This is a genomic window from Lysinibacillus sp. A1, from assembly GCF_000801965.1.
Taxonomy (GTDB): domain Bacteria; phylum Bacillota; class Bacilli; order Bacillales_A; family Planococcaceae; genus Lysinibacillus; species Lysinibacillus fusiformis.
On sequence record NZ_JSZM01000031.1, the window covers coordinates 1 to 18,428 of the forward strand.

Below are 18,428 nucleotides of genomic sequence, written 5' to 3' on the forward strand. Positions count from 1 at the left end.
GAGTGACAACGCCATCGGGTGCAGGAAATGTTCCAACAGGAGCAAATATACATCAAGTAAGTGAAACAATCCCATCAGTAGGGGTAGCACCACAGCCAAGTACACCAGGAGTGACAGCAACATCGGGTACAGGAAATGTTGTGACACCAGGAAATGTACAGCAAGGGCCGGTAGTTTCGACTGTAAGAGGTCAAGGTAGTACTATGCAACCTAATCAGAAGTCTTCTCCTATTAATCCTAAAACTTATGGGCATAAACAGTCCGTGCATACAAATACAATTCTTGGCGGAAATCCTTCTGTACAACAATTTAAGGAACGTGTGAATCGTGCTGGTAATAGTGGGTTTACACTTGGTCAAAATATCCGCCGTATGACCAATAATGTAGGAAAAGTAGGAAAAGAAAAAAAACAAGGGAGTGACCAAGAATAATGTATGATATTCCAAAAGAAATCAAAGCAAAGCCAAGGATTGTTGGTTTAGAAGTAAAGGAGTTAATCATTTTATTGGTTAGCTTCTTTCTTTTTTTCACCGTATTAAAAGATTTAGTACACGGTATTTTGTTTATTCCTTATATATTGATTGCAGGTGGTACATTGTTTTGGATGGTGATGCCTTCCAGAAATAATCCGCGACTCAAAAACTACATGTCATTGTATTTTTATTTCAAGCGTAATAAATATACCTATCATGCAGTAGATGTAAAAAAAGTTATGAATGATTATTTATATGGAGAGGGGGATCATCGTGAATAAAGAGAAAATCAAGCCTATAATTGTCCCTACTTATACGGAGGAAAAAGCATCTAAAAAAAGCTTTTTAAAAAAGTATCCTTTTTTTCAAAAGAATAAAACATCAAAGAAAAAAATTGAAAGAAAATCACATGTTTTACGGAAGACCCCCATGATTATGCCATTTCTCGATATAACTGAAGATTACATTGTGATGAAAAAAGGCTACTATATGGATATTTTTCAAATAACGCCTAATGACTTGCATTCACTAACGGATACGGATATAACAATAAAACTTTTAGAAAAAGCTCGCTTTTATCGTAGTTCTGCGTCCCAAGATAAAGTTGTCGGGTTAAACTTTCCAGCCAATACAGAAAAGCAAAGGCTTTATTGGGAGAGAAAAAGAGAAAGAACGACAGATCCCTTACGCATACGTTCTATCAACCGGAAGTTATTTGAGTTAGAATTTTTAGAGCGTGAACGTACAAATCGTGAATTTTTCTTATTCATTTATGCTAAATCACCTCAGACTTTAGAGGATGAAAAAAAGCAAGTGGTGAGAGGGATGAGACAATCATTCCCTTTGCAAACTTTATCAAATGAAAAGAAGCAAGACATTTTATTTATGATGTCCAATCAAAACTCAAAATTATAAGTATAGGAGGGGGATGATTAACGATGAAGCTATTAGACTCTGTTAAGAAGTTTATATTAGACTTTGTTTTGAAGTTTAAGCAACCAGATGAATCCAAGCGAGAGAAGCAAGAGAAAGAGCATAACCCTGCTTTTTTAGCCGCCATACAGCCCCAGGGTGGCATTCAATTTAAAGATAAATACATTCAAAAGGGAGACGGTTATGAGGCCTGTATACATATATGGGACTATCCAACGGGTGTATCAAAACTATGGTTAGAAAAAATATTTTCCATGCGTGATGTCATTGTCACGATGGATACTGCGACAATGCCTAAAGATGAAACGGTTAGTTCCATTAATAAAAGTATGTTAGAGCAGACCGTACGTTATTCTAGTGGTAAACAACAATCTGAAAAAATGGATGCTCAAAATAGTTATCATGAGTTAGAAAGACTTTATCAGGAAATTTCACAAATGGGTGAAGTCGTAAAGCTTGTCGATATTCGTTTATTTGTACATGCCAAAACAATGCATGAACTGGAACAAAAAGTACAAGCAGTTGAAACGGATTTAGTTTCGTATGGATTTAAGGGAACGACATTTCTTAATGAAAGTAGTTGGGAATGGCAGTCCCTTTTTGTTCCTTATGAAGAGCAACAAACATTTCAAAATAAAAGAGAAAGTAAAGGCATACCAGCGCTTTCATTAGCTGCAGGTTTGCCTTTTCATTTTTCAGAGCTTAATGATCCAACAGGAAGTTATTTAGGCACAACATTTAGTGGTGGTAATGTCATTTATGATTTGTTCCATAGGGATAAAAAACGTCGATACTATAATGCTGTTGCAGTTGGGACAATGGGAGCTGGTAAGTCAACCTTGTTAAAAAAGCTCTTTACAGACAATGCCTGTCGAGGAAACTTTATTCGAGGATTTGATGTAACAGGTGAATTTGAAACAACAACCAAAACACTAAACGGCCAATTAATTAGTCTTGACGGTTCGCATGGTATTATCAATCCTTTACACATCTATCGTGTAAGCGATGGTTCGGATCAAAAGAGTGAAAAATTAAGTTTTATGCAACACCTTTCAAAATTAGCTACGTTTTATCAGTTTTTAGCAATCAACCCATCGACAGAAGAAATGGAAGAATTTAAGAAAATAACGCGAGAATTTTATCATTCTCTGGGGTTTGAAGAGCGTATTGAAACAACAGGCGTGACAGAGTTAAAAAACAAAGAGTACCCAATTTTCAGTGATTTCTTAGTGTATGTTCGTGATGAGTTATACGAAAATGCTGAAAGACGTATCATTCGACCAGAACTATCTATTGCACGGGCTAATCGATTAGAAAAAATTGAATTAGTCATTGATAACTTGGTGAACACATACGGCCATTTATTTAACGGTCATACAACGTTGCCAAAATTTACAAACGAACAAATCATTATGTTCTCTATTAGAAATCTCACAAGATTATCGAAGAATATATTTAATGCACAAATGTTTAGTGCACTTTCATTGATTTGGGATAATCTTATTCAAATTGGTGCTCCCCAATTAAAAGCTATCTATGAAGACCCTAATTTTAATGAAGATGATGCTATACGATCGGTGATCTTTATAGACGAGTCTCATCGTATTATCAATGCAGATAATGTTCTGGCCGTTGATTACTTAATAGAATTCGAAAGGGAAGCTCGGAAATATCTTGGTGGATTGGTATTCGCAACACAATCCATTCGAGATGTTGTGCCAGAGCATGCGGATTCAGAAGTTGTGACGAAGATTCGTACCTTATTTGAACTAACTCAATACAAATTTATTATGCAGCAAGATGCCAATACATTAGATGCTATGCGGTCTATTTTTGAAGGACAGATCAACGAAAGTGAGTTGGCTCAAATACCTCAATTACAACAAGGAGATTGTTTATTGTCGATTAGCGGTGTTGGCAACTTGATGTTTTCAGTAGAAGCATCTGAGGAAGAACTAGCTATCTTTAGAGGAGGTATGTAATGTGGAACGTTCAACAAAGTCGAAATTAATATTGGTCGTATTCATTGGTTTGGTCATGTTAGCATTCATGATAAAAATTTTCTTCTATGATGGGAAAAATAAAAATGATACTGGATTTGATGGAGAAAAAGAATATAGCTACACAGATCCTATAGAGGTGGAAAAAACAAATTCAGAGGATGAAAACTATAAAGATCAACAAGTACCTATTGGGAATACTGAAATCGATTATAACGCAGAATACGTGACAAAATTCGGTGAAGAAAAGGTGCAGACAGCGAAAAAAATAGCAGAGAAAGTTATGCAATCTTGGCTAGAAAATGATGCAGACATGGAGATGTGGAAGGAAATTTCTACAGCTCCATTTTTAATTGTCGTGCAAAATGAAGTATTAGCTCCGAAGGATCAACTAACAAGAAAGGTCCAGTCACAGGAAGTATCGTCTATAGAGGCACAGGGAGGTCGAGATATATGCTTTATGATCTATGCAACATGGGATGTTCTTTCTGCAGGCAAGAAAGTTAGAGAGCAGTCTAACATGTACAAATTAACCTTAACACTTTCTGAGTCTGGAGAATGGGTTGTAAAAGAGTTGAATCGAGTATGAAGCAACTAATAAATTTTATTGGACAGCAGGTAGGTAAGAAGGTTTTGCTATGGATTGGAGGCTCGTTAGGGCTTTCATTCTTTGCAATTGTGGGTGTCATTTTGCTGGCGATCATCATCATAATTGGTGCAATTGGAGGCTCAGGTAGCAACAGTTCACCGATTGGAGGAAATGGTTTATCCTCTTGTTCCGTGACAGGAGAAATCGATGAAGCTAGTTGGAATGCTGCCTTTTCTAATGCAGGAGCTTTTACTGGAAAAGGTGATTTATTTATTGAACTTGCACGACTAAATGGTATTGATCCTGTCTTGGCTGCAGCCATTGCTTTTCACGAAACAGGTCGAGGGACATCGAATGCGGTGGTGAATAAAAACAATCCAGGAGGCATCATGGACCCGGCCACTGGTTGGTCTAAGTTAATGCATTTTTCCTCTTTAAAGGAAGGTTTGTCATACACGATGGCGAATTTAAAGCGTCGGATTATCGATGACGGACTCTCAACAATTGAATCATTAGGAAGCGTTTATGCACCAATCGGAGCAGCAAATGATCCAAACGGTTTGAATGCACATTGGGTACCAACGGTCACTAAATTTGCTAGTGAATTGGGTGGTTTAACGATGAATTGTTCTCCTATGGGTTCACAAATTGTTGGAAATGAAGCTTTTAAAACGATTTTAAACGAGATGTTAAAGTACGAAGGTTGGTCTTATGTTTGGGGTGGCTACAATCCAAAAATGGGCTTTGATTGTTCAGGATTAATGCAATGGTCTTACGCAAAAGTTGGTATCCAACTACCGCGTACAGCGTATACACAATATCAATTTGCGCAACCAATTACACGGGACCAATTGCAACCAGGCGACTTAATTTTCTTTAAAAGTGCTAATTACGCACCAGTTACACACGTTGGTATGTATTTAGGAAACGGAAAAATGTTTAACTCACAAAATGATGGAGTGCGTTATGATGACGCGCTAACTGGTTATTGGGGATCTGTCATTGTGGGGTATGGAAGAGTGGCCGATTTCTCTGAATAAAGGAGGGCGTTAACTTGTGAAATTAAAAATAAATAAAGGCAGAGAAAATAAATTTTATGTAAGTTTGATGGCGTTTGTGATCATTAGTTTTTTGGTTATTTTTACATCGAAATTGTGGATGTATGATGATAATCCTATTAAGCAAACCCCTTTTAATAAAGACGTAATAGGTTTAGAACAAACGACATTAATTTTAAAGAAATGGCACTATAACCCTGAAAAAGGGTTCATGGAAGTATTGCTTGAGACACGATATACAGGCTCAGATAATGTCAAGCCTACCTTTGCATTTGCGGCCAAAGCGTCCAAAACACTGGAGTCTTACCCTGTGAAAATTATCTATCAAAAAGATAATCAATTCGTTCTTCATATTTCAGAAGTGCCTCAAAATTATTCTGTTATTGGTTTATTTGTAAAGGAAATTCGCGATAAAAAGATACTGGAAAGTGAGGCAAGAGATAAGCTGTTCGCTGAAAAAGGAGCAGTCGATCCATCAGCTGTTTTAGATTTACCACAGCCAAAAGAAAAGATTATTGTTGGCGATTATCGAAAAATAAGCGAGGATAAAACCTTGAAAGAAAAGACAGAAATCGCTTATCAAGAAGAGTTTATTGCGCTTGAAATTGAACAAATTGTTAAGAAGATTCATACGTTGGAAAAGGAGCAGCTTCCATTACAAGATGACATTATTGCATCGATCCAAAACGAAATGAAGCAACTTGAAAGCGAACTTGTGTATAAGACAGAAGATGAAAAAAAAGAGGTACATCTTCAACTTGTAAAGAAAAAAACGGCTATTGAAAACGTAAATGAAAAGAAAAAAGAATATCAAAATAATCTACTAGAATTGCAAAATAAGCGAAAGAAGTTGCAACAAAAAATTGAAATGATTCGCTCTGGTGAAAAGAAAAAAGAGGCAGCTAAAGATGCGTCAGTATAGTTTATTGAGATGAAATTTAGTTGCATTAGTGTTAAAAATAGCTCGAATTTTAATTGAAAAACTATATAGAAAGTATATAGAAGGGAAAGTATGTTTGTATAGAAAATATGTAGAAAGGCGCTTTTTTATGGGGACATCGAAATACTAGGCTCTGCCTAGTCTATCACCCGAAGTGATAGCAGATTTCCCTTATGCTCTTTCACTCAGTAGCCTGCTTTAGCAGGCTACTTTCAGTTTCGTCTCTAAAAGAGACGAAACGCTCTGTGCCCTAGTGATTTTGAAGTTAAGGAGAGATTGTACAATGGCTGAAATAAAAGCACGTGTCGATCCAGCAATTAAGAAAAAAATAGCAAGCATGGCCAAGAAAAAGAAGATGACACAAAATGCTTTTATCAATCTTCATTTAGAACGGATAACGACTCCAAATTTATTTCAAGAAGAAAAAAATCGCTTTGAAGAAATGCTGGGGATGCATATAGATGTGTTTGCGACATTTGCAAAATCGAATGAAGAGTTGCTGAAGAAACTTATTTCAATCGAGGGTGTTTTAAATCGCGAAGTGCATAAAGTTATTGAGCAAGAGGTGAACGAATAATGGGGGATATATTAGTTCGAGATGTCGATGAATTAGCAATAGATAAAATTGAAAAAGCTGCTAAAAAAGCAAAGGTGTCACGCCAGGTATATTTAAAATCATTGCTTGAACGAATAGCCTACTATGATGTGTTCATTGAAGAACGAGATCGTTTTGAAAAGGTTGTAATGTCTTCTCAAAAACAAATGGAACAATACTTACTACAACAAAGTGAACTATATGAGCGTATATCGCGAATTGAATCGATGTTGTACTTACTATTTGACAGTGATGAGGAAGAAATACAGCAGCAATTAATTGAAGTGGTCGGAAGGGAGTTGAAGCAAAATGAGTAATGAAAATAAGAAACAACAAAAAAATCTTTTCTTAACTGAGTCCACTATTAAAAAAATTGATCAGTTAAAGAAGGATAGAAAATTATCCTCACATGGGGCTGTTATTGAGTATCTAGTTGATTCTTATTTTGCAAATGAGTCTTCTCAAAATCAAGCTTTACTTACTGAAATAGATGCAATAATGTATCAACACTTGCAACGAATTTTTGAGCCAATTACAGAAGACTTAAAGCGAGTACGTGTAACAAGTAATGTTATTGATCGTAATACTCAAATGATGCTTGAATTTTGGAATCACTATTTCATTATGACCGATGCAAAACAATTAGGTTCTACAGATAAATATAAAACAGTGCCTTTTGAAGAAGCTGAGGAATTAATTAAGGATCGTATTGCTCATAATCGTCAAAAGAAAATAGATCGAGAGACAAAAAGAACTTTGTCAGATAATCAAGATTCTTAATGGATAGAAGGAGATTAATATGAATAGTTCTCCTGGTGTTATTTTAAAAAGTCGATTTGTAATGCCATCAAGCGATGAGTATCAGGATTTTATTAGTTATATTGATCGCGATGCTGCGAAAGTAAACGAGAAGATTGTTTTTGAAGAAAATGATTCTTTCTCTGTTTTTTATCAGTATATGGACTATATGGGAGATGAAAAAAAGCAAGGTGCATTGTTTTCTTCTACTGAAGATATGATCAATGCGGAACAAAAAAACTCATTAAAAGATTTGTTTCAACAGGCACAAGAAAATGGTTCACCACTTTGGCAAGACGTGATTAGCTTCGATAACACCTGGCTACAAAAGTATGGACTAATGGATGAAAGTGGACAAGTTAATGAAGTCAAAATGAAAAATACTGTGCGAGCTGCAGTAAACGAAATGTTAAAAGCAGAGAATATGATGGATAGTGCCGTATGGTCTGCAGCAATTCACTACAACACGGATAATCTTCATGTTCATATAGCGACAGTAGAGCCGATACCCACACGGGTTAAAAAATGGACAAAGAATTTGGTAACAGGTAAATGGGAAGAACAAGTTCGGGCCAAACGTAAACAAGGTTCCCTGGATAAAATGAAGTCGAAAGTAGCCAACCTTATTATGGATCGAACAAAGGAACGTAATCTTGTTACGGATTTGATTCGGGGTAGTGTGAATTTAAAAAAAGAAAAAGGAATCGATTTATCTACACACCGCCAAACAAAAAAAATATTTCGAAAAGCACTTCAACGATTACCTCCAGATCGATCTCAATGGAGGTATGGCTATCAGTCTATTGATGGGGCAAGACCATACATTGATCAAATCGTTGATATTTATTTAGATCGTTACTATAAAAATGAAATGAAAGATCTTCATAGACTTCTGGATGAAGAAGTTGAAGTTATGAGGGAAAAGTACGGTGAGGGCAGCAAGTATCAAAACTATAAGCAGACCAAACTAGATGATTTGAAAAAACGTATGGGAAATGCGGTTTTAACTGAAATGCGCGCCTATCAAAAAGAAGCTGATCATCGTTTGTATGAACTATCTAAATCTCAAAGGAAGTATCAAGGTCCTATGTATCGACAAAATTTACAGGTTTCTAAACGGTTGAATCATGCATTAAACAACTTGAATTATCGATTACGAAAAACGTACCATGACTTTAAAAAGGAACGAAACCTGGATGAATTTGACCGCATGTTAGATGGCTATGCTCGTTAGAGGAGGTTGTTAAATGATCTATCAAGTTAAGTGTGAACTATGCAATAAAGTTCTTGATGTAGTAAAAGAACCCTATCAAGGGGCAAAGTGTATGTCGTGTATTGAAAATAACCTAGATAAAAAGGATGGAGAAAAATGAACAACATGGTATATGCATTTATCAAAGAATTAAAAGAACAACATGTTACGCTTCGAATAAATAGTGTAGACGAAACGGTGAAGCTTCATAATTCGTTACTAAAGAGATTTTAATAGAGAATATTTAAAATATAAAAATAGAGTATGTTAGCAAACTGAACGTACTCTATTTTATGTCTAAAAAAAGGAAACAGTAATAATCATTGTAAAATTTCCTTTTAGCTCAATAAGCATACTTTATTATTAATTTTCGAACACTTTAGTATATGATCAATCTCGTTTTGAAACTTATATGTTTAGTTTTCTTATTATGTAAAGATAATGTAAATTAATTTATAATTATATTAAACGGATTGAAATAAAAAAGTATATATGGTAATTTAAGTGTGCCATCTCGATATCGTTTTCCGATATCGTTTTTCGATATTGAAAAGAGGGAATAATAATGGAAGACAAGATTCTACGTAAGCTCTTCTTAGGCTTTATACAAATTCATATTCTTCATCACGCAAAGGATCATCCTATTTATGGTGCTTGGATGCTAGAAGAATTACATCAACATGGATATGAAATTAGCTCCGGCACATTATATCCTATTTTACACAGTATGGAATCAGATGGATTATTACTAAAAGAAGAAAAAAATGTGGAGGGGAAGATCAGAAAGTATTATACGACTACAATTAAAGGGGAAGCAGTACTTGAACAAGCCCGTGCGAAGGCTTTCGAATTATTTAAAGAAATTAAAGATTAGTAAAAGTTGGTGAAGATATGAACAAATTAAAAAATTGGTTAGAAATTTTAATTGTATCTACAAGACTAGGATTCACTTCATTCGGCGGTCCAACCGCCCATCTTGGATATTTTCATGAAGAGTATATTCAAAGAAGAAAATGGATGGATGAGAGGAGTTACGCTGACTTAGTTGCGTTATGTCAATTCTTACCTGGACCAGCTAGTAGTCAAGTTGGAATTGGTTTAGGTGTTATGCGTGGTGGGATTATAGGAGGAATTATTTCATTTCTAGGGTTTACCCTTCCATCAATAATAGCACTTATTATTTTTGCTACTGCACTCCAAACGTTTGGCATTGAAGACGCTGGTTGGATAGAGGGTTTAAAAATTGTTGCTGTGGTAGTTGTTGCTCATGCAATTTTAGGAATGGCAAAAAATTTAACTCCTGATATCAAAAGAAAAACAATCGCATTATTTGCACTAGTAGTTACATTACTTTGGCAAACAGCATTTACACAAATAGGTGTAATTCTTATAGCTGGATTTATTGGCTATCTTTTATACCGCCAAGAAGTTAAAAGAGGGGAAAAAACGAATGTTACACTTTTCCCTGTATCTAAAAGGCTAGGATATTTTTGTTTGACTTTGTTCTTTGGATTACTGTTTTTTTTACCTATATTAAGTAGTAATTCATCATCACAATGGGTTACTATGTTTGATAGTTTTTATCGCTCTGGTTCCCTAGTTTTTGGTGGGGGGCATGTTGTATTACCACTATTAGAACAAGAATTTGTACCTACTGGTTGGTTGAGTAAAGAGGAATTTCTTGCAGGATATGGAGCAGCGCAGGCCGTACCTGGTCCCTTATTTACGTTTGCTACATACATTGGAGCAGTAACTGCAGGTTGGAAAGGTGGATTATTTGCAACATTTGCGGTGTTTTTACCGGCATTCTTATTAATTCTTGGTACCTTACCATTTTGGGATATGTTACGTAATAACCCAAAAATCAAAGGTGCGCTTATGGGCGTTAATGCTTCGGTAGTAGGAATACTACTTTCTGCTTTGTATCATCCGATATGGACTAGCTCTATTCACGAAACAATTGATTTTATTCTCGTAGCAATTCTATTTAGTATGCTCGTTTATTGGAAATTACCTCCGTGGATAGTTGTATTAAGTGGTGCAATTGCAGGATTATTGTTCTTATAATGGATTTCATCATGATGCCAGTGGAATTTGTTTTAGCTTTAATAATAATAAAGAAGCACAGCAGCAACTTATAAGATGTTTTATGAAGTAATAATTAAACATAGTTATATGTAGTAGTACGTGCTAAAGTTAATATTTTGAGGGATTAATTCAATTCAATGAAAAAACATAGATAGTATTTATTTCGAATTAATACCTCAATTTGAGATTGGGTAAAGATGAAAGTAATTTGACTAAACTTCAATATCTAGAAAAATTTATTAAGATTCATTTAGGATAGAAGTTATAAAAAATTCTAGTAAAAATAAAATTACCAGGCGCTCAATTAAAAGTGAGATACCTGGCCATTTTATTTAGTATCAAATTTTAGGAATAAAAACAAAAGGTTCTTTTGATGTTGCTCTGTTCCCCTAAAGGGTGATTCAAAAAAACTTTTAAAGTATCTAATTAGGTTGTTTTAGAGCAAGACGTACTCTTTATTTAACAATTAAAGCAGGGCAGTTAACACGTTTCATTACCTTGTGACTAACACTACCAAGTACCATTTCTTGTAGACCATTCAGTCCACGACTGCCAATAACAACTAGATCAACTTTTGTATTATTTGCATATTTAACGATTTCAGGACCTGGTATTCCGTGTAATATTGTTACTTTATGATTAACATTGGCTTCGGTTAATAGCTTTTCAATGTTTTGAACCTTTTTACGACGTTCAAGATGTAAAGCTTCGCTAGAGCCAGCATGTAAAACATCAGATTTAGACTTTTCAAAGTCTGCAACGTAGACAATATCTATTAACGATTCCTTATTATTTGATGCGATTTTAACAGCTTCTTTTGCTGCTCGTAAGGCGTTCTCCGAACCATCTGCAGCTAATAAAATGTGATTATACATACTTTTCCTCCTCTAATGAGATGATGACATTCCATCTAATCGATCCATAACTTTTTGACTTGCTGTATCTAGTCCTGTAACTTCGATAATAACTCCTTTTTCTTGCAGTAAATCTTTTACTTTAAATAAAGCACCTACACCTGAATCATCCCAAATATGACTATTTGAAAAATCTATCGTGATTTTAGAAGAACTAAACTCAGCATTTTTAAAGTAATTAATAAAGTTATCGGTAGATGCAAAAAACAATTGCCCTTCTACGATATAAATATTCCCATTTTGTAAAACTTTCAATGTTGAGATTTTTACTACAAAGAAAATTGCACTTAAAATAACGCCTGCAATAACTCCTTTTGATAAATCATGTGTGTAAACAACAATGATCACGGTAACTAACATGACAATAGCATCAGTCCGAGGTGCCTTCACTAAATATTTAAAAGAACCCCAATCAAAAGTACCGATACTTACCATAATCATGATACCTACTAATACAGGCATTGGAATCTTTACAACCAAATCGCCTAACACAATGATTAAAAAGATTAAGAATAATCCTGCTACAAGGGTAGATAAACGCCCTCTACCACCAGACTTCACATTGATAACAGATTGACCTATCATTGCACAACCAGCCATGCCACCAAAGAACCCGTTAATAAAGTTAGCAATCCCTTGACCTCTTGCTTCTTTGTTCTTTTCACTTTCAGTTGCTGTCATATCATCTACGATTTGTGCTGTTAATAAAGATTCAAGTAGACCGACAATAGCTAACGCTAATGAATATGGGAAAATTATTTGAAGTGTTTCAAAAGTAAAAGGCACATTAGGGATGAGAAAAGTAGGTAGTGATTTTGTAATGTTCCCTAAATCTCCGATGGTTCTTAATTCTACCCCACTAAAAATTGCTAAAGCTGTTAATACAACGATTGCTATAAGTGGTGCTGGAATTACCTTAATAAACCTTGGTAATGTATACACAAGCAAAAGGGTAACTGCCACAAAAACATATGTCATTGTAGAAATGCCGATGAAATGAGGAACTTGTGCTAAAAAAATTAAAATAGCTAATGAGTTAACAAAACCAATCATCACAGCATTTGGAATAAATTTCATTACCTTAGCTACCTTGAACAAGCCGAATAGTATCTGTATAATGCCTGTTAAGATAGTAGCCGCTAGTAAATAATCAAGTCCATATTCTTTTACTAAAGGCACCATTAGAAGAGCCATGGCACCCGTGGCAGCTGAAATCATACCTGGTCTACCGCCGACAAATGCTATAATGACAGCGATACAGAATGATGCATATAACCCTACCATAGGGTCCACGCCTGCAATAATTGAAAAAGCTATGGCTTCGGGTATAAGTGCAAGTGCCACGACGATTCCTGCCAATATATCGCCTCGGATGTTTCCGAACCATTGTTGTTTTAAACTTTGCATGATATTCTCCTTTATTATTAAATTCTATGAGTATCTTAACATCTATATTCCTAAAAGGGAACCTTTTTGGGAATTAAATTGGAGGTAAATTGATGATTTACGGTTATATACGACCTTTATATGATGATGAAACATGTGAAAAACAGATAAATGCATTACCTAAAGAATGCGAGATCATTTATCGTGAATCACATGGGACACCTAAAAAACGGACTGAGTTAGAAGAAATGCTTATGGTATTGAAACCTGGTGATACTATTTTTGTTCAACGCATGCTTGCCATTGCTGATACAACTCGACACCTTAATGAAATATTAAAATTATGTGAAAAAGATGATGTCTCCATTCATTTTTTAAATGAAGATCTTTATAGTAACCGTACTCTAACTTGTTCTTTTCAGGAAATCACAATGTACTATTTGCAATTCCAAACAGACGTTGCGAAACAGTCAGCTATAAACGGAATTGATAACGCAAGAGAGCAGGGGAAGACAATTGGGCGACCTAGAAAACCTGATGTTAATATTCAAAAAGCAGTTTCTATGTATCATTCAGGTAACTTCACATTACTTGAGATAAAAAACGAAACAGGTATCAGTAAATCGACACTTTACAGGTATTTAGAATCATTAGAAAATCAGGAAAGTCAACGTTAATTTTTAAAAGGTGTCTTATGGCAGCACAAAAGTTAAGATATAATTAGTTTTACTAAATTCCTAATTATGCAATTAAGATGATGCTGATATTTTCACCAATTAGTTTAAGAACTTCAGTCATAGAAAAGAACTGAGTAGTTTTGTTAAGAGGAAATTATTATTTAACAATGTATATTAATAGGGGATGAATTATGGAAAGAAAAATAGAGATACTTTCCATTGGAGGAATATCTATAGAGTATTCTATTATTGGAAAAGGAGAACCGATTTTGGTCTTACATGGTGGCCACTCAAATTGCAGAGAAGAATTTGGGTATAGTGCATTAGTAGAGAAAGGTTTCTCTGTTATTACACCTTCAAGACCAGGTTACGGAAGTACATCTAAGGAAATGGGAAAAAGCCTTTCCGTTGCGTGCGAGTATTACTTAGAATTATTAGGTTTTTTAAATATAAGAAAAGTTCATTTACTTGCTATATCTGCTGGAGGTCCAAGTGGTATTTATTTTGCTGCCAGATATCCAGAAAAGGTTTGTTCACTTACCTTACAATCAGCTGTTACAAAAGAATGGCTTACCTCGAAGGATAAAGAATATAAAGCTGCAAAACTTTTATTTCACCCAAATATAGAGAAATATACATGGAAATTAATTTCTATGCTAAATAATGCATTTCCAAAATTTGTTTTTAAACAGATGTTTCAGTCTTTTAGTAAACTGAAATATAGTGAAGCAAGGGAGGGATTTTATCCAGGAGATATAGAGGCTATTAGAAAAATGAACAATCGTCAACGATCAGGTAATGGTTTTTTTATTGATTTAAGAAATATTGGTGAAATATCGAATAATGTTTTACAATCAGTTGCTTGCCCAACCTTTATAATGCATAGTAAATATGATGGATCTGTATCATTGGAGCATGCTTACTTTGCACATGAAAATATAATTTCTTCAGAATTATGTTTACTTGACACATGGGGGCATTTGATTTGGCTTGGAAAGTCATCAAAAGAAACAGATCAAAAAATAATTACTTTTCTTGTGACTCATAATAAATTATGTAGTGAATAATAAATTTTTTTCAAAGACCATATCTAAATCAATAGATCAAACCTACGCATTTTGAATTCTGATAGACCTCTTCAAAATGCGTGGTTTTCAACTTAGAAAGTTATTGTTTATAACTACACTTTGATTTCAACAATATGTTATTTTATTTTTTAGATCTCCAGTTATTAACTGTTCCGACGCTGCTAGTATTGACATATACTTCAACCTCTACCTCTAATTCCGGAAATATCGTAGACCAATCATCTTTAACGATTTTCCATTTTTTATAATTTTCACGGTAGAGCAATTCACCAAATCCTACAATATCGGATTTATAACTTTGTTGAATGGTAGTAATCGTTTCTTCAATTTGAGATTTGATAGTTTGTGCAGCTTTTTTATTAATATATTCAATCGTTTTACTATCAGTTAAATTTAGATCACATTGAACTTCTCCCACGTTCTGATCTATATGAATGTTAATATTTATTTTGGGTGTATTATTTTTATATTTTCCTTTAATCTTAGCTGTAGATTCAGTAATTTCAGTGGTCAACTTCCCGGTAGTAGGACATGAGAATACTACAACTGTACTTTTAATATTGTCATTTAAGAAATTAAAGCTTTTACTTTCTTCCTCTGATAAAACCCCGATTAATCTATCTTGTTTAAATACAGCCAATCCTACATATTTCAAAATTGCTGGGGTTTCTACTTTTTCAACATTCGATTTTTCTAGACCTAATTGCTTATCTCCTTGAATTTCAATTACAGGTAAAACGGCACTCTTTCTTTCGCTATTTATAACTGTTGCCAATTCATCTACATTAACCGATAAAGTTGAACCCCAAGCTTTTTCTGTACCTTGTAAAGAGTTTACTATCTTATTTGCTGGAATTTTTTCTATTGGAGTTAACACATTTAAAATTTCTTTAGCAGGCGATTCACGAGAAACTACCACTACAAAATCATTTCTTGTTTCAGGATCTCTTACAAATAAGTCAAGTACGTCATTTATTCCCTCTGTAGCTAATCTATCTCCAAGTATAAGTACCTGAAGGTGAGCAAAATATGCCTTTCTTGGCGTTATTGTTGTCAATTTCCTAATTGCTTCAAATATAGATACGCCTGTAGAATGGTAAGTAATGACTGTTGCCTGGCTACTAGAAGGTTTTTGTGAAGATATTTCACTAGGATTAACGATTTGCACTGAAACTTCAAATCCATTATCGACTTTATCAATACCTGCAGCCACTACAATGGCTAATTCATTTAACTCTCGTTTACTCCAACAGCCACTTAACAGTATGCAGAATGAAATGAATATAAGTATTGTTTTAGACTTCGTTATCTTAATCACCTCAGTATAAACTTAGTCAATCTAATAAAAGGCTTTACAAATTAAGAAGAAATTAATCATAAAACATTTAAAAGCCAATCGCATGAACAGTTCAAAAGTAACCGATAAAGTTGTTTGTTTATCGCAATTTTTCCAAAGAATTTAACACTTCTTTTTAATGTCAATAAATTTATTACTAAAAGCCTTCTAGGTTTTTTATTCATCTCTTAGCGAACGCTTTTCAAATGGAGTATGATGATTTGATAAACAGTCTATATAAAATAAATTGACTTTAACTTATAGTATTTATTTATAGTTAAAAGCTCATGATAAGAAATGATATTAGAGGTGATTACGGTGCCAAAACCTTATGATGAATTGAATTAAAGATCGAATTTATATTGGGATTGCTGATGCTGTAGAAGTGTCGTGAAAAACGAAAAAATAGACTAAATAATTGATTTGAGAGCTGAAGCATGTATTGTCCTATTGTTGATGATAATACTCAACCGTACGAAAATCTATTAAAACAGTTGTAGGTGCTTATAAAGATGGAAAAAATATATTTTTCATTGTAATCATGGAAGTAATCGTACAGATGCTGTGGCTGTAGGTACACTTATAACTATAAGTAAAACGAATACCATCGAAGACGCTGAAGAAAATGCAAAAAAATCTCATTCTGAAATAATAAAACCGGAATTGAAAGCAACAATAAAAAGAATTTTTCAAAATGGGGAAATATCTATTGCATTTTAAAATATAAAATTATAATATAAGTATATAGTTATGTATGGATTAAGTCACCTTTTTTTACATAGGTGATTTTATTTAAAATAATATATAAGCAAATAATTATATAAGGAGTGCAGATAAATGGAAAACACACTAATAGAAAAACAATTAAAAGCAGCAGCTGATTTAAATCGCATTAAATTACTTGCATGCATGAAAAATGGGGAGGTATGTGTATGTGATTTTGTGGATGTGTTAGGTATTTCACAACCAGCCGTTAGTCAACATCTACGAAAATTAAAGGAGGCAGGCATTATTACGGAACGAAAAGTAGGGACTTGGAAACATTACCGTTTAGTAGAGGATCAAACGCCACTGATGAAGGGCATTTTAGAACAAATTCAGCCTTTAAACGGGTGCAACTGTGGCACAGATTGCTGCCATGTAGGGGGAAGCGATCATGAGTAATGATTCTTTAACCAAGCAGCTTTCATTTCTAGATCGTTACCTTACCTTATGGATATTCGTTGCGATGGGAATAGGTGTTGTATTAAGTATCACCATGCCTAATGTTGGGGAAGCGTTAGAGTCTATGTCTATTGGTACAACGTCCATTCCGATTGCTATAGGGTTAATTGTCATGATGTATCCACCATTAGCGAAGGTAAAGTATGAAGAAATGTGGCGAGTGTTTAGGGATTGGAAAGTGCTATTACTATCACTTATACAAAACTGGTTACTAGGCCCGTTCCTCATGTTCTTTTTAGCGATTATCTTCTTACATGATTACCCAGAATATATGGCTGGACTCATTATGATTGGCTTAGCTCGTTGTATTGCCATGGTGATTGTGTGGAATGATTTAGCGCGTGGAGATCGTGAATATGTAGCTGGTTTAGTTGCATTTAACTCTATTTTTCAAATTTTAACATATTCAATTTTTGCTTACTTTTTCTTAAATGTATTACCTGGTTGGTTTGGTCTAGAGAATTTCCATGTATCCGTTTCTATGTGGGAGATTACAAAGAGCGTTCTAATTTACTTAGGGATACCATTTGCTGCAGGGTTCCTCACACGATGGATTGGGATTAAAGCAAAAGGAAAACAGTGGTATGAAGAAAAGTTCTTACCGAAAATTTCACCACTTACTTTAATTGCACTGCTGTTCACGATTGTGATGATGTTTGCTTTAAAGGGTGAGCAATTAGTAGAACTGCCACTTGATGTAGTGCGAATTGCTATTCCATTATTTATTTACTTTGTGATCATGTTTGCTGTGTCGTTCTTCTCTTCCCGTAAAGTTGGGGCATCTTATCCTGTCACAGTAGCTCTTTCTTTTACAGCTGCAAGCAACAACTTCGAGTTAGCAATTGCTGTTGCAGTGGGTGTGTTTGGCCTGCATAGTGGCGTCGCATTTGCCGCTGTTATTGGACCACTAGTGGAAGTGCCAGTCCTCATTGGACTTGTATGGGTTGCCTTACGTTGGCAGAAAAAATACTTTAAAACTATTAAATTATAAGGAGCAATTACTATGACAAATACACTTTATTTCTTATGTACAGGAAACTCATGTCGAAGTCAGATAGCTGAAGGATGGGCAAAGAA

Annotated in this window: 21 protein-coding genes and 1 pseudogene; 19 read left to right on the forward strand and 3 right to left on the reverse strand. The window is 34.5% G+C overall.

Annotated elements, in window-relative coordinates; genetic code table 11:
- From PI85_RS24465 to PI85_RS20015, 14 genes are all read left to right on the forward strand, one after another.
- On the forward strand, window positions 1-431 hold a 431-nt coding region (locus PI85_RS24465; RefSeq protein WP_039392390.1), incomplete at its 5' end, for a hypothetical protein.
- A complete protein-coding gene (locus PI85_RS19960; protein ID WP_036124802.1) occupies window positions 431-754 on the forward strand; it encodes a DUF5592 family protein in 324 nt (107 codons plus the stop codon). The genes PI85_RS24465 and PI85_RS19960, both read left to right, overlap by 1 nt.
- Window positions 747-1,388 (forward strand): hypothetical protein, encoded by a 642-nt coding sequence (locus PI85_RS19965; protein WP_036124804.1) that lies wholly within the window; start codon window positions 747-749, stop codon window positions 1,386-1,388. The genes PI85_RS19960 and PI85_RS19965 overlap by 8 nt, the downstream gene beginning before the upstream one ends.
- A 23-nt stretch (window positions 1,389-1,411) precedes the next feature.
- Window positions 1,412-3,388: a VirB4 family type IV secretion system protein gene (locus PI85_RS19970; RefSeq protein WP_052323568.1), complete on the forward strand. Its 1,977-nt coding sequence runs from the start codon at window positions 1,412-1,414 to the stop codon at window positions 3,386-3,388.
- Window position 3,389: 1 nt separating this feature from the next.
- Complete coding sequence (locus tag PI85_RS19975) at window positions 3,390-3,995, forward strand: hypothetical protein (RefSeq protein WP_036124806.1); 606 nt, start codon at window positions 3,390-3,392, stop codon at window positions 3,993-3,995.
- On the forward strand, window positions 3,992-5,035 hold the full coding sequence (locus PI85_RS19980) for an NlpC/P60 family protein (protein WP_082011605.1): 1,044 nt from the start codon (window positions 3,992-3,994) through the stop codon (window positions 5,033-5,035). The genes PI85_RS19975 and PI85_RS19980 overlap by 4 nt, the downstream gene beginning before the upstream one ends.
- A 16-nt stretch (window positions 5,036-5,051) precedes the next feature.
- A complete protein-coding gene (locus PI85_RS19985; RefSeq protein ID WP_052323570.1) occupies window positions 5,052-5,975 on the forward strand; it encodes a hypothetical protein in 924 nt (307 codons plus the stop codon).
- Between the two features lie 301 nt (window positions 5,976-6,276).
- Window positions 6,277-6,570 (forward strand): hypothetical protein, encoded by a 294-nt coding sequence (locus PI85_RS19990; RefSeq protein ID WP_036124808.1) that lies wholly within the window; start codon window positions 6,277-6,279, stop codon window positions 6,568-6,570.
- A complete protein-coding gene (locus tag PI85_RS19995; protein ID WP_036124810.1) occupies window positions 6,570-6,905 on the forward strand; it encodes a hypothetical protein in 336 nt (111 codons plus the stop codon). The genes PI85_RS19990 and PI85_RS19995 overlap by 1 nt, the downstream gene beginning before the upstream one ends.
- A complete protein-coding gene (locus PI85_RS23655; protein ID WP_052323572.1) occupies window positions 6,898-7,368 on the forward strand; it encodes a hypothetical protein in 471 nt (156 codons plus the stop codon). Before PI85_RS19995 ends, PI85_RS23655 begins: the two co-directional genes overlap by 8 nt.
- 19 nt (window positions 7,369-7,387) lie before the next feature.
- Window positions 7,388-8,620, forward strand: a complete 1,233-nt coding sequence (gene mobP2 / locus PI85_RS20005) for a MobP2 family relaxase (protein WP_036124811.1) — start codon at window positions 7,388-7,390, stop codon at window positions 8,618-8,620.
- A 13-nt stretch (window positions 8,621-8,633) separates the two neighbouring features.
- The gene (locus PI85_RS25105) at window positions 8,634-8,759 is read left to right on the forward strand and encodes a hypothetical protein (RefSeq protein ID WP_255350110.1); all 126 of its coding nucleotides are present in this window, start codon (window positions 8,634-8,636) and stop codon (window positions 8,757-8,759) included.
- A gap of 444 nt (window positions 8,760-9,203) precedes the next feature.
- Window positions 9,204-9,512, forward strand: a complete 309-nt coding sequence (locus PI85_RS20010; protein ID WP_036124813.1) for a PadR family transcriptional regulator — start codon at window positions 9,204-9,206, stop codon at window positions 9,510-9,512.
- A gap of 17 nt (window positions 9,513-9,529) precedes the next feature.
- On the forward strand, window positions 9,530-10,705 hold the full coding sequence (locus PI85_RS20015; RefSeq protein WP_036124815.1) for a chromate transporter: 1,176 nt from the start codon (window positions 9,530-9,532) through the stop codon (window positions 10,703-10,705).
- A 476-nt stretch (window positions 10,706-11,181) separates the two neighbouring features.
- On the opposite strand, the gene PI85_RS20020 is transcribed toward PI85_RS20015, so the two are convergent.
- A complete protein-coding gene (locus tag PI85_RS20020; RefSeq protein ID WP_036124818.1) occupies window positions 11,182-11,601 on the reverse strand; it encodes a universal stress protein in 420 nt (139 codons plus the stop codon).
- A 12-nt stretch (window positions 11,602-11,613) separates the two neighbouring features.
- Window positions 11,614-13,050 carry a SulP family inorganic anion transporter gene (locus PI85_RS20025; protein WP_082011606.1) on the reverse strand — a complete coding sequence of 479 codons (1,437 nt, stop codon included), beginning with the start codon at window positions 13,048-13,050 and terminating at the stop codon, window positions 11,614-11,616.
- A gap of 89 nt (window positions 13,051-13,139) precedes the next feature.
- Between PI85_RS20025 and PI85_RS20030 the strand changes: the two genes are divergently transcribed.
- Complete coding sequence (locus tag PI85_RS20030) at window positions 13,140-13,703, forward strand: recombinase family protein (protein WP_036124821.1); 564 nt, start codon at window positions 13,140-13,142, stop codon at window positions 13,701-13,703.
- Window positions 13,704-13,894: 191 nt separating this feature from the next.
- On the forward strand, window positions 13,895-14,770 hold the full coding sequence (locus tag PI85_RS20035) for an alpha/beta fold hydrolase (protein WP_036124823.1): 876 nt from the start codon (window positions 13,895-13,897) through the stop codon (window positions 14,768-14,770).
- Window positions 14,771-14,912: 142 nt separating this feature from the next.
- On the opposite strand, the gene PI85_RS20040 is transcribed toward PI85_RS20035, so the two are convergent.
- On the reverse strand, window positions 14,913-16,109 hold the full coding sequence (locus PI85_RS20040; RefSeq protein ID WP_235318517.1) for a Ger(x)C family spore germination protein: 1,197 nt from the start codon (window positions 16,107-16,109) through the stop codon (window positions 14,913-14,915).
- Window positions 16,110-16,964: 855 nt separating this feature from the next.
- Between PI85_RS20040 and PI85_RS20050 the strand changes: the two genes are divergently transcribed.
- The 3 genes and pseudogenes from PI85_RS20050 to PI85_RS24045 all read left to right on the forward strand — a co-directional run.
- Window positions 16,965-17,291, forward strand: a complete 327-nt coding sequence (locus PI85_RS20050; protein ID WP_036124825.1) for a helix-turn-helix transcriptional regulator — start codon at window positions 16,965-16,967, stop codon at window positions 17,289-17,291.
- Entirely contained in the window at window positions 17,284-18,342 is a 1,059-nt protein-coding gene (arsB, locus tag PI85_RS20055; RefSeq protein WP_036124827.1) for an ACR3 family arsenite efflux transporter, read from the forward strand. The genes PI85_RS20050 and arsB overlap by 8 nt, the downstream gene beginning before the upstream one ends.
- A 12-nt stretch (window positions 18,343-18,354) precedes the next feature.
- Window positions 18,355-18,428 (forward strand): annotated as a pseudogene (locus tag PI85_RS24045) (arsenate reductase); the annotation flags it as partial.

What these genes read in the sequence shown, in the direction of transcription:
- PI85_RS19960 (WP_036124802.1), top strand. Translation starts at nt 431, where the DNA reads ATGTATGATATTCCAAAAGAAATCAAAGCAAAGCCAAGGATTGTTGGT.
- PI85_RS19990 (WP_036124808.1), top strand. Translation starts at nt 6,277, where the DNA reads ATGGCTGAAATAAAAGCACGTGTCGATCCAGCAATTAAGAAAAAAATA.
- PI85_RS19970 (WP_052323568.1), top strand. Translation starts at nt 1,412, where the DNA reads ATGAAGCTATTAGACTCTGTTAAGAAGTTTATATTAGACTTTGTTTTG.
- PI85_RS23655 (WP_052323572.1), top strand. Translation starts at nt 6,898, where the DNA reads ATGAGTAATGAAAATAAGAAACAACAAAAAAATCTTTTCTTAACTGAG.
- mobP2 (WP_036124811.1), top strand. Translation starts at nt 7,388, where the DNA reads ATGAATAGTTCTCCTGGTGTTATTTTAAAAAGTCGATTTGTAATGCCA.
- PI85_RS19980 (WP_082011605.1), top strand. Translation starts at nt 3,992, where the DNA reads ATGAAGCAACTAATAAATTTTATTGGACAGCAGGTAGGTAAGAAGGTT.
- PI85_RS19995 (WP_036124810.1), top strand. Translation starts at nt 6,570, where the DNA reads ATGGGGGATATATTAGTTCGAGATGTCGATGAATTAGCAATAGATAAA.
- PI85_RS20020 (WP_036124818.1), bottom strand. Translation starts at nt 11,601, where the DNA reads ATGTATAATCACATTTTATTAGCTGCAGATGGTTCGGAGAACGCCTTA.
- arsB (WP_036124827.1), top strand. Translation starts at nt 17,284, where the DNA reads ATGAGTAATGATTCTTTAACCAAGCAGCTTTCATTTCTAGATCGTTAC.
- PI85_RS20050 (WP_036124825.1), top strand. Translation starts at nt 16,965, where the DNA reads ATGGAAAACACACTAATAGAAAAACAATTAAAAGCAGCAGCTGATTTA.
- PI85_RS20010 (WP_036124813.1), top strand. Translation starts at nt 9,204, where the DNA reads ATGGAAGACAAGATTCTACGTAAGCTCTTCTTAGGCTTTATACAAATT.
- PI85_RS25105 (WP_255350110.1), top strand. Translation starts at nt 8,634, where the DNA reads ATGATCTATCAAGTTAAGTGTGAACTATGCAATAAAGTTCTTGATGTA.
- PI85_RS20015 (WP_036124815.1), top strand. Translation starts at nt 9,530, where the DNA reads ATGAACAAATTAAAAAATTGGTTAGAAATTTTAATTGTATCTACAAGA.
- PI85_RS20035 (WP_036124823.1), top strand. Translation starts at nt 13,895, where the DNA reads ATGGAAAGAAAAATAGAGATACTTTCCATTGGAGGAATATCTATAGAG.
- PI85_RS20030 (WP_036124821.1), top strand. Translation starts at nt 13,140, where the DNA reads ATGATTTACGGTTATATACGACCTTTATATGATGATGAAACATGTGAA.